This window comes from Candidatus Viridilinea mediisalina (assembly GCF_002532535.1).
Classification (GTDB): Bacteria; Chloroflexota; Chloroflexia; order Chloroflexales; family Chloroflexaceae; genus Viridilinea; species Viridilinea mediisalina.
Window position 1 is genome coordinate 38,091 of sequence record NZ_NQWI01000011.1, and the last position, 15,454, is coordinate 53,544.

A 15,454-nucleotide genomic window follows, 5' to 3' on the forward strand; every position below is an offset into this window, starting at 1 on the left:
ACTACTTTGTTTGCCTCATTCAAGCTACCCCTACTCGTTGTATGAGCAAAAACAGACCGGCTGGTCAATTGACCAGCCGGTCTGTTTGATGGGGTGCCTGACGGGGCTCGAACCCGCAACATCCTGATCCACAGTCAGGTGCTCTGCCATTGAGCTACAGGCACCACACGCTGAGGGCGATTGTAGCATATGCACGCGGAATGTGTCAAATTTGCAAGGCATTGGGCTTCACTCAAGCTGGTACTTTTAGGGTCACACAGGTGCCGGGGTGACCACACCAGGTCAGGGTGCCGCCTATTTGGGTGGCGAGGGCCGTAACAATCTGGAGACCCATTGAGGCGGTCTGTTCAGGGTCGAGTTCTGCGGGCAGGCCGGTGCCATTATCGGCTACCGTGAGCAGCAGTGCCTCGCCTGGGCGACGCCGGGCACTGATGGTTATGGTTCCCGCTTGCCCAGCGGGGAAGGCGTGTTTCAAACAATTGGCAATCAGTTCATTGAGGATCAGCCCAAGGGCCATGGCTTGATCAACGTCAACTTGGATGACTTCGACTTCACTATGGAAGACCACATGAGCCGCAAGGGAGTGAAAGGCGCGTTGCAGATCGGCAACTAGCGAGCGTACATATAAGGCCAGATTGATGCGGGCGAGATCGGGCGATTGGTAGAGCCGTTCATGCACGAGGGCCATGGCGCGCACGCGCCGCTGGCTTTCGAGAAAGAGATCGCGCACATATGGATCAGCAATCTGGTCGCTCTGTAGGCGCAGCATCGAAGCAATGACCTGCAGGTTATTCTTGACGCGATGATGGATCTCTTTGAGCAGAATCTCTTTTTCTGCCAGCGAGCTACGCAAACGCAACTCAGCCTCACGACCACTGGTAATATCGCGCAGGATGCTTTGGTGCAGATTATCGCCCAGACGTGCGGCAGTATACTGGGCTACCCGGAGGCTGCCATCAGGCCGCCGGAAGACAAATTCGCCCGCATCGCGCCCAGTGGCTAAGTATTGTTGGCGATGCTCAATGGCATCTGGGCCTTGATCCTCACGCAGCTCCGCATCACGCCGGCCAATCAGATGCTCACGCGCAAGCCCAAAGAGTGCAGCCGCAGCGTCATTGGCATCAAGGTAAATCCCGGTGTCATCAGTGATCACGATTGCATCCATACTCGCCTCAAAGAGGCGGCGGTAACGTTCTTCACTGACGAGCGCACGGGTAAGCACTGTCGCACTTGCCTGCACACGTTCATTCAGCGCCACATTCAGCGCCTGTAACTCAACGATCTGCTGCTGCAACCTCACCACTGCTGCGGCCTGATGGCAACGATGACATGTTCGACGCATCACGCGATAGCGACCCATAGGTAGCAGTATGGCATGCTTGGGCCGCTGTGCCGTAGTAAGATCATTGCCTAGAGTGGAACTCTCACTACTAGAGGGGCATCTTGCGGTATACTGCCCCTGTCGGGGAGTGCGAGGGAACCTGGTTCCCTCGTACTCCCCCTAGATACACATGTTGGTCACACCCAAACCATTCCTAGAGAGATAACCTTGAAGATCTATAAAGCTCGCGCTCCGATGCGTATCGGTTTTTTTGGCGGGGGGACTGATGTCAGTCCGTATGCTGAAGAGTATGGGGGTAAGGTGCTGAACTGCACCATTAACCTCTATGTGCGCTGTATGCTCAATGCGAGTGTGCATCCCGGTTTGACGATTCGTTCGCTTGATCTGCAAGAGGTGAGCCGCTTGGTGAGCGGGCGTGATTGGGATGGGCGCTTGGCGCTGCCACAGGCGGTGCTGGATGCGATGCCCCATCTGCGCCCTGATTTTAGCCCTGATCGTCCGGGCTATCGTATGACGATGTTTAGCGATGCGCCCCCCGGTAGTGGGCTGGGCTCTTCGTCCGCATTGGTGGTCAGTATGCTGCAACTGCTCTATAGGGTTGCTGGCGAAAGCTATGATCCCCATGAACTGGCCGAGTTGGCCTATCGCATTGAGCGGGTTGATCTGGGTATTCCTGGTGGGCGTCAAGACCAGTATGCGGCGGTCTTTGGGGGTATGTGTGTCTACCATTTTGGGCGCGGGCGGGTGATTGTTGAGCCGGTGCTGACCGATCCGACGGCCCTGCTTGAGTTGGAGAGTTGTCTGATCATTGGCTACATTGGTGATCGTGAAATGATGCGTCATCATCTCATGCAGGATCAGGTGCAGCGTTTGGTGAAGGGCGATACGCTGCGCTACCATGATGAGACGAAGGCGTTTGTGGATGAGGCGACGCGCTTGTTGCGTGAGTTGCGAATTGCCGATTTTGGGCGCTTGCTGCACGATGCCTGGGAGGTGAAGAAAGCCTTTTCGCCCCATATTGCGCCCCCGCTGGTTGATGAGGTCTATGAGTTGGCGCGCCGCCACGGCGCCTGGGGCGGCAAGATTACCGGCGCTGGCGGGGGCGGCTTTATGGTTTTTGCCTGTCCCTTTGATTGTCGCCTCAAGCTAGAAGAAGCCTTAAGTGAACTGGGGGTGCAGGTGCGGCCCTTCTCGTTTGTGACCCATGGCGTGCAAGCTTGGAGTGTTGAGGAGCCATAGGCAAACTGTATGCCCTCCTCTTTCCTCGGTGAATTACTGGGAACGATGATCCTCGTGCTGTTGGGCAACGGGGCGCTGGCCAGTGCGCTGCTCAACCAGACGCGGGCACGGGCTTTGGGCACAAGTTGGCTTGGGGTGACGGGTGGCTGGGCCTTGGGTATCACCACAGGGATGCTGGTGGCTCAGGCGGCGGGGAGCCCAACGCCTGAGTTGAATCCGGCGTTGACGCTGGCCTTTTGGCTGCGGGGTGAGCTTGCGCTCGTTGATGCGTTGCTGCATATGCTGGCGCAACTGAGTGGGGCGTTCTTGGGGGCGCTGCTGGTCTGGTTGGCCTATTTACCCTATTGGGCGGTGACGAACGATGCGCAACGCAGCTTGGCATGTTTTAGCACTAGTCCATCCGTTGGCCCGCCTAGTGCCCATATGATTAGCGAGATCATTGCGACCTTTGTGCTGGTCTATGTACTCCTTTCGCTCTATAGTCCGAGTAGCCCATTTGGTGGCAACCTGGAGCTTGGGATAGCACCTCTGCTGGTTGGCGCGGTACTCTGGGGTCTCGGCTTGGCGCTGGGTGGGTCGAGCCATTATGCGATCAACCCGGCCCGTGATCTGGGGCCACGTTTGGCCTATACACTTCTCCCCATCAGCGCAAAGGTTGCAGGCCATTGGCGCTACGCCTGGGTGCCAGTGCTGGGGCCGCTGGTGGGCGGCCTGCTCGCAACCTTGGTGGCATGGGCCGTAGGGCTGTGAGAATACCATTTCAGATTGTAGATGGTAGATTGCAGATTGCCGCTTCAACGCGGGGCTTGCGATCCTAAACCGTTTTGGGTTGGGTTGGGGCGGCGAAGCCGCCCCAACCCAACCCAAAACGAGCTAAGGCAATCATATGAAACGCTATGTTGCAGCAATTGATCAAGGCACAACGAGTACCCGTTGTATGCTCTTTGATCGTTTGGGTGGGGTGGTGGCGGCGGATCAGCGGGAGCATCGTCAGATCTTTCCGCAGCCTGGTTGGGTTGAGCATGATCCAGAGGAGCTTTGGCACGCGACGCAGGCGGTGGTTACGGGGGCGTTGGCGCGGGCGCGCTTGGGGCCAGAGGATGTCGCAGCGGTTGGCTTGACCAATCAGCGTGAGACGACGTTGCTCTGGGATCGCAAGCGTGGTGTGCCGCTGCATCATGCTCTCGTCTGGCAGGATACGCGCACTGCGGCGCTTTGCCATCAGTTGATGGGCGCAGAGGGCAAGGATCGCTTTCGTGCCCAGACGGGTTTGCCCATCGCTACCTATTTTTCAGCCCCCAAGCTGCGTTGGTTGCTCGATACCATTCCAGGGGCGCGGGAAGCGGCTGAGGCCGGGGAGCTTGCCTTTGGAACGATTGATACCTGGCTGGCTTGGCAGCTTACCGGCGGCGTTGAGGGGGGCTTGCATATCACCGATGTGACCAATGCCAGCCGCACGCTCTTGATGGATCTGGCCACGGAGGAATGGGACGACGGTTTGCTCGCGGCTTTTGATCTTCCACGGGCGCTCTTGCCAACCATTATGCCCTCCAGTTGGCTCTATGGCGAGTGTCGCACGTTGCTGCCGGGTGTGCCGTTGGCAGGTATCCTTGGGGATCAGCATGCGGCCACTGTGGGCCAAGCCTGCTACCAGCAGGGTGAAGCGAAGAATACCTATGGTACGGGCAATTTTATGCTGCTCAATACCGGCAGCCAACCTGTACCCTCGCAGCACGGGCTGATTACCACCCCGGGCTATCGCTTTGGTACCGAGGCTACCGTCTGGACACTAGAGGGTTCCATTGCGGTGACCGGCTCGCTGATCCAGTGGTTGCGCGACAATTTGGGGATCATTCGCAGCGCCGCCGAGAGTGAAAGCTTGGCCCGCCAAGTCAGCGATAACGGTGGGGTCTACTTTGTCCCCGCCTTTTCGGGACTCTTTGCGCCCTACTGGCGCGCCGATGCGCGTGGGGTGTTGGTGGGCATGTCGCGCTACACCAACAAGGCCCATATTGCGCGCGCCGCCTTGGAGGCGACGGCCTACCAGACGCGCGAGGTGGCCGAGGCTATGGCCCAAGATGCCGGGGTGCCGCTTCAGGCTCTGAAGGTTGATGGGGGCATGGTGGGCAATGATCTGCTCATGCAGTTCCAAGCCGACATTCTGGGCGTGCCGGTGGTGCGCCCAAAGGTGGCCGAGACGACCGCGTTAGGGGCGGCCTACGCCGCAGGGCTGGCGGTGGGCTATTGGGAAGATCTGGGGGCCATGCGGCGCAATTGGCAGATGGATCGCACCTGGGAGCCAAGCATGAGCGTTGATCAGCGTGAGAGCCTCTTTGCCCGCTGGAAGCGCGCAGTAACGCGGACGTTTGAGTGGGTGGATTGAGATTAGGGAAGCGGATATTGTTACGTACCCCAGCAGCCTGTCATGCTGAATAGTACATATTCGCAGGCATCGTAGTGCCGACTTTAGTCGGCTGAGGACTTTGGCAGCACTGGGAAGCCGACTAAAGTCGGCACTACCTATGGAGCAAACAGGAACGTTCCTCCGAACCTTCGCTCAGGGTGGCCAAGCAACGGGGCAATCCACAACATCCGCTTCCCTTAAGGAGGACACCATGCCCTACGAGACCGAAGTACTCATTATTGGCGGCGGGGCGACCGGGCTTGGCTGTGCCCTCGATTTGGCCCTGCGCGGGATTGGTTGCATCTTGGTAGAAAAGGGCGATCTGGCGAGTGGCACCACTGGGCGCTACCACGGCTTGTTGCACTCGGGCGGGCGCTATGTGACGAGTGATCCCCAGTCGGCCCGCGAGTGCGCTAGGGAGAATGTCATCCTGCGGCGGATTATGCCCCATTGTTTGGAGGATACTTCGGGCGTGTTTGTGGTCACCCCCTGGGACGATGCGGACTACGCTGATCAGTTTGTGGCCAATTGCCATGCGGCGGGGGTGGCGGTGCAGGAGTTGCCCTTGGCCGAGTTGCAGCGCCGTGAATCTTTGCTCAACCGGGCGATTTCGCGGGCCTTTGAGCTGCATGATGGCAGTGCCGATTCGTTTTTAGCCGCACGATCACTTGCGCTGGCGGTTGAAAGCGCTGGGGCGCGCATCTTTTCTTACCACCAACTTGAGCGCTTGATCCGCATGGGGGATCGTGTGGTGGCCGGGGTGGTGACCGATCGGCGTAGTGGTGAGCAGCAGCGGATTGATTGTGCCTATGTGTTGAATGCGAGTGGCGCATGGGCCGGACGGGTTGCCGCACTGGCAGGGGTGCAACTCACCCTGGTGGCGGGCAAAGGCACAATGGTGGCCATGAACCACCGCATGGTCAATACGGTGGTGAATCGCTGTAAATATCCGGCTGATGGCGACATTATTGTGCCCATCCATACCGTGGCGGTGCTTGGTACCACCGATCTGCATGTGCCTGATCCCGATCACTATGGGATTGAGGCGCACGAAGTTGCGTTGCTGCTGGCTGAGGGTGAGAAGTTGATCCCAGGCTTGAGCCGCTATCGGGCGCTGCGGGCGTGGGCAGGGGTGCGACCGCTCTATCAGGATTCCGGGCAACGTGGGGGCGCTGATCGCGCCATTCCGCGCACTTTTAAGCTACTCGACCATCGTGAGCGCGATGGGGTAGCGGGCCTGATTTCGCTTGTCGGGGGCAAGTGGACAACCTATCGGCTCATGGCAGAAGAGGCGGTAAACCTGGTGGCCCAGCGGCTCGGTAAGCTTCAGCCTTGCCGCACGGCGCACGAGGTGTTGCCTGTGCCCGCAACCGAGCATCGGGCGCATCTGCCACCCCTGCGCGGCGCAGCGGCGCGCTATGGCGCTCAAACGGAACACAAAGCCACCTGGCCGATCAATGGTCTCGCCCAACCATGGGGGCAAAACGAGATCCAAGGGTTGGATGCAGACTACTACTACCTAGGCCAGCATCTGGGCGCAGTGGAGCAGAGCCAAGCGGCAGGTGACCTGATCTGTGAGTGTGAGTTGGTCACCCGAGCGCGGGTACTAACCGCATTGGAACAAGGCATCCATACGCTAGACGACATCCGGCGAACGTTGCGGGTAGGTATGGGGCCGTGTCAAGGGGGCTGGTGTGTCTACCGCACAGCAGCATTGTTGTACGAAGTGCAGCAGACCCAGGCGCAGGATGCCCCCATTGATCCAAATATGGCCCTGCGCGACTTCCTACAGGCCCGTTGGAAAGGCGCATTGCCCATCTTGTGGGGCGATCAGTTGCGTCAAGCCCGCTTGGATGAACAGATCTACGTGGGGCTGTTGGGGGTGGACCTAATAGCCGATAGCTGATAATATTACATTGGATGGAGGAGGCTGCGCCTCCCAAAAAAACTATTTTTGTTCGGTTTTGGCGGCTTCGCCGCCAAAACCGAACAAAAATGAAATTTCGGATGAACTGCTTGCGTTGGGTGAGGCACTCTTCGCTTTGGAGAGTATGGATGCGTTGAGCGCGTGGCTGGACTCAAGGGGGTAGGAGATTAGCGTAATGCTCTCCTATGGGGCGCGATGCACTACGACACGATTATCATTGGGGCGGGTTTGGCTGGGTTGAGCGCAGCCCTGAGGCGCGCAGCCCTGGGTGAGCGGGTGTTGGTGCTTGCCAAGGGCTATGGTGCCAGCGGCTGGACGGCGGGCTGTGTGGATGTGTGGGCTGCGGGCGATGCGCCATTGTCGGCATTGGCTACATTGGTTCGCTCTCGCCCCCAGCATCCCTATGCCTTGGTTGGGCTGGAGGCTTTGCAACGCGGGTTGGAGTGGGTGCGTACCCTCGCTGCTGCCGCTGGCTATCCGTTGGTTGGGGGTTGGGAACGGGGGCTGCGTTTGCCAACCGCATTGGGGGCGTTGCGTTCGACTTGCTTGGTGCCGCTGACGATGGTGGCCGGTGAGTCGCGTCAGTTGGCTGATGGGCCGCTCCTGATTGCGGGCCTGCGTGAGTTGCGCGATTTCTTTCCACCCCTGATTGCCGAGAATCTGCGGGCCCAGGGCTATGCGGCTACGGGATGCTATCTGCAGATGCCTCCAGGCGAGCGGCAGCGTGAATGTACGCCGCTGCATGTGGCTCAATGCTTTGAACAGGCGCATGTTCGGGCTAACATTGGGCAACAGTTGCGTACCCATGTGCGTCAGGGCGGCTATCGGCGCATTGGTTTGCCGGGGGTGTTGGGGCTGCACCAAGCGCCAGCAGTTGTGGCTGAATTGCAAGCACTGAGTGGGGCGCTGATCTTTGAAATCCCCACCCTGCCCACATCCGTGCCTGGGCTGCGGCTCTTCCATGTGTTTGAGCAGGCCGCGTTGGCTGCCGGGGTACGCATGCAGGTGGGCGGTTGGGTGGTACGCGCCGAAGCAGAGGGTCAACAGCTTGTGGCGGTCTATAGTCGTGCGGCAGCGCGTGAACAGCGCCACAGCGCCCGCCGCTGGGTCTTAGCGACGGGTGGGATGCTGGGCGGGGGCTTGCGCAGCGATGCTCATGGGCATATCATTGAGACGGCACTGGGGCTGCCGGTGGCTAAACCATACAGCCGAGCAGAGTGGTTCGATCCGCTCCTCTTTGCGCCAGGGGGTCACCCCATCTTCCAAGCGGGCATTGCGGTTGATCCGCAGTTGCGCCCACTCGACGCCGAGGGGCGTGTGGTCTATGAGAATGTGGCGGTAGTGGGCGGCGCTTTGGCCCACTACGATGAACTACGCGAGGGTTGCCGCGAGGGGGTGGCGTTGGCGACGGGCTATGGAGAAGAGCAGAAGAACAGATGAACAGATGAACAGATGAACAGATGAACAGATGAACAGATGAACAGATGAACAGATGAACAGATTCTGTTCCCCTGTTCCTCAGTTCCTCAGTTCCTCATAATATGCTAGACCATTGTATCAAATGTAATATCTGCACCAACGCATGTCCGGTCGCGGCGGTGAGTGATCGCTTTCCGGGGCCGAAGTATGTGGGCCCGCAGGCGCAACGTTTCCGGCGTGTAGGCCAGCCGGTGCCTGATGCTGCGGTGGATTACTGTTCGGGTTGCCGCATCTGCAATCTCGTCTGTCCAACGGGGGTGCCGATTGCCGAGTTGAATGCGCGGGCACGGGCGCAGATGGTGGCTGAACGGGGTTTGCCGCTCCGCAATTGGCTGATTGCGCACACCGATCTGATTGGGCGGCTGAGTGCTGGGCCACAAGCGCCGTTAGTCAATGCGTTACTCGGTTGGGCCGGAACACGCTGGCTGGCGGAGCAGTGCTTGGGTATTCATCGTCATGCGCCGCTGCCCCGCGCAACGCGCTACCCCTTTCGCGCACGCAAGCAACCGAGGCTGGGCAGAGGCAAGCAGGTGGTCTACTTCCACGGATGCGCGACACGGGCCTATGAGCCGCATGTGGGCGCTGCGGCACTCGCGGTGTTGGCGCGGCAGGGCTACGAGGTGCTGGTGCCGCCACAAAACTGCTGTGGCTTACCCTTGCTCTCAAATGGCGACTTCGCGGCGGCGCGGCGGGCGCACATGGCCAATGTGCGCCACCTATGGCCCTATGTGCAGGCAGGCGTCCCAATTGTGGGTACGAGTACGAGTTGTACCTTGACGCTCAAGGAGGAAGCGCCGGAACTGTTGGATCTCCACAGCCACGAGGTGCAGGCAGTAGCCGCAGCGACCTACGACATCTTTGAGTTTTTGCGCCACTTGGCGGAGCGGGGGGAGTTGTGTGATGCTGTTCGCCCCTTGGAACAGGAACTGCCCTACCATATGCCCTGTCAGTACCGCGCTCATCGTATCGGCCAACCAGTGGTTGATGTATTGTCTATGATTCCGGGGCTACGCTTGAAGCTCAGTCCGGCTGCATCATGCTGTGGCATTGCGGGAACGTATGGCTTGAAGCGTGAGAAGTATGCCCTTGCACAAGCGGTTGGCCGTCCGCTCTTCAGCTTTATCACGCAGACGGGCAGCAGTTTGGCGCTGTGCGATAGTGAGACATGTCGTTGGCAGATCAGCCATGCGACCGGAGTAGCGACCAAGCATCCCATTGAGCTCTTGGCTGAGGCGTATGAGCTATAGGCAGGTGTAGCATCTTGTTGGTGGAGCGTGGTTTGGGGCGTAGCCCATACGCATTACGTTAACCCTCCGGTGGGGGGTTGGGGGAGGCTTCGCCTCCCCCAAAAAAACTCTTTTTGTTCTGTTGTGGCGGCGAAGCCGCCACAACAGAACAAAAAACGAGGTTTGGAGCGTACTCCCACAGTGGGTTTTAGGGCTACCGCCCTAAAACCCACTGTGGGAGTACGGCTCCCGCCTACCCATAGCCGCCAGGCGCTCCTTAACTCACATTGACCGTAATCTTGCGCGGCTTGAGCTCCTCGGCCTTGGGGACATTGAGTAGCAACACGCCATGCTCAAGGTGGGCCGTGATGGCATCGCCGCGCACGCTGCTGGGCAGCGAGACATTGCGGCTGAAGCGGCCAAAGCGGCGCTCGATGCGGTGGTAGTTGCGCTCTTTGCTCTCCTCGCTCTGATTGATCTCGCCGCTAATGGTGAGGATGCCGTTTTCAAAGGTGATGTTGAGATCATCGGCCTTGAGGCCGGGTACCGCTGCCTCAATGATGTAGCTATCGGCGGTCTCGCTCAGATCCATTGCCACCCCTAGCCCACCCCGCGCTGGCGTGCTAGGCACGAAGCTCTCCTCGAACAGGCGGTTCACCGCCTCACGCAAGGTCACTGCTTCCTGAATGGGATCCCAACGGGTGATGTTTGTCATACGGGTACCTCCTCTATGGTTCATTGCGAGTTCCTTTGTAAACTAGGGCGGGAGACTTGTTTTCCCGCGTGAGAACACTATAGGGTAGGAATGTTAGATCAGCGTCGAAGCAATATTAGAGCTGTGTTATATGGTCATGCTATAATTGTGCGATGGTAAAGGGGAAGAGTGCATGGCCTCGGATCAACTGACCAGCCGTGGGATTGCGGCGTTGCGGGCGGGTGATCGGGTAAGAGCGCGGCGGTTTTTGATTGCTGCGTTGCGTGCGAATCCGCAAGATCTCCAGGCTTGGCTCTGGCTTTCGGGGACGCTGCCGGAGCCCGAGGCGCAACGGTACTGTTTGCAACGGGTACTTGCGCTCGATCCAGAGCATCGGGCGGCCCGGCGTGGTCTGCAAGCGCTGGAGTCCCGCCGCACCCAACAGGTTGCTCAGGCGGCAGCGCGGCAGCAGCCCGTTGCACGTGAGCTCGCCCCTAAGGTGCAACCTAGTGCTGCTTCAGCGCCTGTGCGTCAGACGGTTGCTATGCCATCAGGTGCAGCAACCAGAGCAGCGCCCATGCCTACTGCCCCAGCAGCGACACTTGAACGACCAGCGGCTGTGCCGCTGCGTCCTACTCATAGCCAACAGCCAAGCCGCTTGGCTACGTTGGCCCCACCTGCGCCTGTACCTGCGGCGCTGGTTGCAGCACCTGCTTCTGCGCCTGCGTGTCTGCCAGTTCAAGCTGAGTATGCCAATCCATGGTTCACCTTATGGCACCAGCCGCGACGGGCTATGCGTTCAGCTATTGCCATGCGCTCGACAGGCGAGACATGGCTGCTCGCGGCCTTGGCCGGGGTGAGTGGCTACCTGGCAGCAATGGCATGGAGCGATCTGGGGGCGTCCCTTGGTTCGCGTGAGGTCTTAGGGGTAGCGATTGTGATTGGCCCGCTGCTCGGGATGCTCGGCCTCCAAGTGGGTGGGGTGTTGCTCCGTACCGGCGGGTGGCTCTTGGGTGGACGGGCCGCAGCCGGACGGGTACGGGCTGCCTTGGCTTGGGCCACTGCGCCACTCATTTTGGGCCTGCCCTTGTGGCTTGTGCAAATCCTGTTTTGGCCCGAAGCGACCTTTCAGCGCCCTACCAATCCTTTCGAGCAGGTCGTGATCAATGGTGCAAACCTGATGCACCTCGGCCTCTGGCTCTGGGCCGCGTGGCTGAGTCTGATAGGTTTGGCCGAAGCGCAACTGACCGGGATGCTGCGCGCCCTAGCCAGTTGGCTTGCAACCATCTTCGTTATCGTTTTGGCCTTCACCTTCCTCTTTGGAGGGGCCGCGCTGATTATTGGTTGGCGCGGTGGCTGAACATCCCTTGTCGAAACTCCAAAAAGCGTTAAAATAGAGTTTAGTTTGGATCGCGCCTTGTAGATTAGGCCCACCTATGCAAGCCCCTTCGCCCGCAACACCAGCGCTCAGCATCGTGCAGCACTACTTCCCCCTGCTTGTGACTGCTTGCGACCGCGTCTCCCTAACTCGTCACGCCCTTGCGGCGCTCCAGGGGCTTGTGCCTGACATCCCGACGGCGCTCCAGTGGTGCGATGAGCCAGCGGTGGATGTGCAGGCTGCGGTGCGGCTGCCCCTTGAGGCGGCAGGTGAAGGGCTTGGCTGGTTGCTGTTGGCTGTCGAACCACCTCAGCCTGAGCGGATGCAGGCCATAACGCTGCTGACTGCCGTCCTTGGGCCTATGGCGCTGGCGCTGCAACGCGCCCCGACGCCCTTGGAACGCCACCAAGCCGCCCTCCGTCCGTACCTTGAGGCGTTGCGTGGTCGTGAGACGTTAGCCCCCTTGTTGCCTGAGCTCTGCAGGCTGGCGCTGGAGGTGTTGCCTTTTACCAATGTGGGCATTACGCTGCGCTACCGCGAGAGTGAGTGGACAGAGTTGGCCTATCTGCAGCTCAATACCGATGCAAGGCTCAGTCAGATCTATTGGCGAGGCGGCAGTAGCCTTAGTAGCGCGGTTATGGTTGATGGAACCCTCATTGTTACTGCTGATTATGCCGAGGAGTGTGCGCGGAGAGGTATTTCGAGCTTTCAGGATATGGTGCCGCTGCCGATGTTGGCATGGATGGGTGCCCCCCTGTGCGATCAAGGCGTCATCTTTGGTACCCTCTTTGCCTTTAGTGATCAGGCGCACACCGAGCCCGATCCGGCGACGTGCCAGCTCTTTGAGTGGCTTGCGGCTGAAGCGGGCCCACTGCTCTATGGCGCGCAACGCTATGAGTGGGCCGCTGAGGAGGTGCGTCAGCGCGAGACGCTGATTAAGCTGAGTCGGGCGATTACCTCGAGCCTTGATCCCGAAGCGGTTCCGACTCTGATCCTCGAACTGGCGCCCGATCTTTTGGCGGCTGAAGAGAGTTCACTCCTGCTGCTCGATGAAGCTACTGGTGAATTGGTCTTTCACTATGCCGCTGGCCCGGCGGGTCGCCAGTTGCTCGGCCAACGGCTGCCACCCGGTACTGGCGTGGCAGGCCATGTTGCGAGTAGTGGCCAACCAGCGATTGTTAATGATACCCGTGGCGATGGGCGCTTTTACCGGCGGCTTGACGGCAATACCGGCTTTGTCACGCGCTCGATCTTGGCGGTGCCGCTCAAGAGCCGCGATGGCGTGCGTGGGGTGCTTGAGGTACTCAATCGGCGCAATAATGCGCCCTTCATTGAGGCCGATTGTGGCTTGCTGGAGGCTCTGGCCGACCAAGCGATTATTGCGCTGGAGAATGCCAATCGCTTTGCCTCGCTGGATCAGGCGCTCACCCGGCGGGTGCAAGAGTTGGATCAGCTCAATGCACGCTTGCACGCTATTCTGGGCGCTGCCAATACCTTGCGTGCCGAATGGCCCCTTACCGATCTGTTGAGTCAGATTGTGAGCTTGGTGGGGAGCAGTTCTGGCTTTGGGAGTGCCATGATTGCGCTGGTGCGCCGTGAACGTACCAAAGCCCCCTATCTTGAGCAGGTGGCCGCTACGAGTCCCCTGCCGCAGCATCTTCAGCAGCGGGCCCAGCGTCTGCCACTGGTTCAGCTTGATGCGCTGCTGCGCCCTGAGTTGCAACGCGGGAATGTGACCTATCTGGTGGAACGGTGGCATGACCAAGTCGCCCATGATGAGCCTGATGCCAGCCTCGCTCCCCCCAACCCGTCGGCAACACGGAGTGGCGATTGGCAGCCCAATGATATGCTCTTCTGCTTGCTACGCGATAGCCGCAGTGAACTGTTGGGGTTGTTGGTCTTTACCGATCCCGAAAATGGCCAGCGTCCAAGTGCCGAGCAGGTGCAGGTGCTGGAGATTCTGGCCAACCAAGCTGCCGCTGCGCTCGAGAATGCTTACCTCTATACCAGTCAGCAGCAGAGCCTCAATCGTATGCTGGCGCTGAATGGCTTGGGTCGAGCGATTAGTACCACCCTGCGCTCGCCGCAGCAGATCTATGAATTGACGGCACGCGGAATGCAGGAGTTGAGTGATGCTCGTTGGGCGGCAGTGGTGATAGCCGATACGACTGCCGATGAGCTCTATTTCTACCAGACGTTCCATACCGGCAATGACCCCCTTGGCGAGGTGTTGCCGCTGGCGCATGAGACCTTTACGACCCGTCGCCCAGCGCGGCGTCTTGCTACCCCTGATGGCCATAGCGAGACGATGCTCGCCATTCCGTTGCGCGGTTCGCGCCAGGATTTGGGGGCGATCTGTGTGGGCTATGGCGAAGGTATGCCCAATGAGGCGACCATTGAGATCCTGATTCTTTTTGCCAGCCAAGCCGCTACCGCAGTCGAGAGCATCGGGTTGCTGGCGGCAGTGCGCCAAGGCCGCGACCAGTTTGCTTCGATTATGGCTTCGACCCGTGAGGGCATGCTGCTGCTCGATGAAGAGGGGCGCGTCGCCGTGGCCAATGGAGCCTTTGTGCAGTTGGCTGATAGTGCCGCTTGGACGGTGAAGGCTGCCAATGTAAGCGATCTTACCGCGTTACCTATGGCTACCCTGCTGGATCGCTGGCAGACCCATGCCAAGTTTGTCCGTACAGAACTGAACCAACTCTGGATCGAAGTGGCCGCTGTCGCCAATGGCGAACAGGAGTTTGGCTCAGGTCAGTTGAATGGCACCGCACCTGGCGCACGCAGCTTGGAGTGGACGGTACTCCGTGCCAGCCGCGATGGGCTGCCGAGCGATGCCGAGCAGGCTGATGAGCATGGCCCCTGGCCTCTGCTGCTGACCATGCGCGATATTACGGCCCTTAAAGAGACGGAACGCTTGCGGAATGATCTCACCAACATGATGGTTCACGATCTGCGTAGTCCGCTCACCAGTGTCATGACCTCAATTGATATGATCTTTCGCGGGATTACTGGTGAGGTCAATCCGACCCAACGCGAGATTCTTTCGATTGCCTACACGAGCGCCCAACATCTACTCAATATGGTCAACCTGTTGCTCGATATTAGTCGCCTTGAAGGTGGGCGCATGCCCCTGAATCGGCGGATGCTCCCCATTGATGCCGTACTAACCCAGGCGGTGGATCGGATGGGGGTGATTGCGCGCAGCAAGAGTATTGTCATCACCCATCAGGTTGCGACTGAACTGAGCCACGTTTTTGCCGATGAGGAGTTGCTGCTGCGCGTCTTGCAGAATCTCCTCGATAACGCGCTCAAATTTAGCCCCCGCTCAGGTACAGTTTGGCTCTTAGCCGAAACGGCTAATACCGAGCAGATGCGCTTCAGCGTGCGCGATGAGGGGCAAGGAATTGCGTCTGCCGATCTTGAGAAGATCTTTGCCAAGTTTGGCCAAGCAGGCAATGCGCGTAGCACCGGCACCGGCTTGGGGCTCACCTTCTGCAAATTGGTCGTCGAGGCCCACGGCGGACGCATCTGGGTCGAGAGCGAGCTAGGTGTGGGTAGTACCTTTTTCTTTACCTTGCCGCTAGGGCCAGCCTCGTAGATCCGCCCGGCGGGGGTTTGGGGCGCAGCCCCAACAGCGGGTTTTATACCAATTACCCTTGAACATGCCGCATTACCAAGAACGCGAAAGCCCATTGGGACGCCATGTTCGGCAATCTGCAATCTACAATCTACAATCTACAATCGTAAATGGTATTAGGATGG

Annotated in this window: 10 protein-coding genes and 1 tRNA gene; 8 read left to right on the forward strand and 3 right to left on the reverse strand. The window is 59.3% G+C overall.

Annotation, left to right across the window (positions count from 1 at the left end; genetic code table 11):
* Positions 1-89: 89 nt before the first annotated feature.
* Together CJ255_RS04065 and CJ255_RS04070 are read right to left on the reverse strand one after the other, a co-directional pair.
* Positions 90-164 (reverse strand) — tRNA-His (locus CJ255_RS04065).
* Positions 165-232: 68 nt separating this feature from the next.
* Positions 233-1,360, reverse strand: coding sequence for a sensor histidine kinase (locus CJ255_RS04070; protein ID WP_097642814.1), 1,128 nt, complete (start codon positions 1,358-1,360; stop codon positions 233-235).
* Positions 1,361-1,576: 216 nt separating this feature from the next.
* Between CJ255_RS04070 and CJ255_RS04075 the strand changes: the two genes are divergently transcribed.
* The 6 genes from CJ255_RS04075 to CJ255_RS04100 all read left to right on the forward strand — a co-directional run bounded on the left by CJ255_RS04075 (position 1,577) and on the right by CJ255_RS04100 (position 9,638).
* The gene (locus CJ255_RS04075) at positions 1,577-2,581 is read left to right on the forward strand and encodes a GHMP family kinase ATP-binding protein (RefSeq protein ID WP_245863171.1); all 1,005 of its coding nucleotides are present in this window, start codon (positions 1,577-1,579) and stop codon (positions 2,579-2,581) included.
* Positions 2,582-2,590: 9 nt separating this feature from the next.
* Positions 2,591-3,331, forward strand: a complete 741-nt coding sequence (locus CJ255_RS04080) for an MIP/aquaporin family protein (protein WP_097642816.1) — start codon at positions 2,591-2,593, stop codon at positions 3,329-3,331.
* A gap of 136 nt (positions 3,332-3,467) precedes the next feature.
* A complete protein-coding gene (glpK, locus tag CJ255_RS04085; RefSeq protein ID WP_097642817.1) occupies positions 3,468-4,964 on the forward strand; it encodes a glycerol kinase GlpK in 1,497 nt (498 codons plus the stop codon).
* 232 nt (positions 4,965-5,196) lie between these two features.
* Complete coding sequence (gene glpA / locus CJ255_RS04090) at positions 5,197-6,891, forward strand: anaerobic glycerol-3-phosphate dehydrogenase subunit GlpA (RefSeq protein WP_097642818.1); 1,695 nt, start codon at positions 5,197-5,199, stop codon at positions 6,889-6,891.
* A gap of 216 nt (positions 6,892-7,107) precedes the next feature.
* Positions 7,108-8,352 carry a glycerol-3-phosphate dehydrogenase subunit GlpB gene (gene glpB, locus CJ255_RS04095; protein ID WP_097642819.1) on the forward strand — a complete coding sequence of 415 codons (1,245 nt, stop codon included), beginning with the start codon at positions 7,108-7,110 and terminating at the stop codon, positions 8,350-8,352.
* Positions 8,353-8,453: 101 nt separating this feature from the next.
* The gene (locus CJ255_RS04100; protein ID WP_097642820.1) at positions 8,454-9,638 is read left to right on the forward strand and encodes an anaerobic glycerol-3-phosphate dehydrogenase subunit C; all 1,185 of its coding nucleotides are present in this window, start codon (positions 8,454-8,456) and stop codon (positions 9,636-9,638) included.
* Between the two features lie 256 nt (positions 9,639-9,894).
* Here the strand turns inward: CJ255_RS04100 and CJ255_RS04105 are convergent, their stop codons facing one another.
* Positions 9,895-10,332, reverse strand: a complete 438-nt coding sequence (locus CJ255_RS04105) for an Hsp20/alpha crystallin family protein (RefSeq protein ID WP_097642821.1) — start codon at positions 10,330-10,332, stop codon at positions 9,895-9,897.
* A 172-nt stretch (positions 10,333-10,504) separates the two neighbouring features.
* Between CJ255_RS04105 and CJ255_RS04110 the strand changes: the two genes are divergently transcribed.
* Both CJ255_RS04110 and CJ255_RS04115 read left to right on the forward strand, forming a co-directional pair.
* A complete protein-coding gene (locus tag CJ255_RS04110) occupies positions 10,505-11,671 on the forward strand; it encodes a Yip1 family protein (protein WP_097642822.1) in 1,167 nt (388 codons plus the stop codon).
* Between the two features lie 76 nt (positions 11,672-11,747).
* A complete protein-coding gene (locus tag CJ255_RS04115) occupies positions 11,748-15,290 on the forward strand; it encodes a GAF domain-containing protein (RefSeq protein WP_097642823.1) in 3,543 nt (1,180 codons plus the stop codon).
* Positions 15,291-15,454 lie beyond the last annotated feature (164 nt).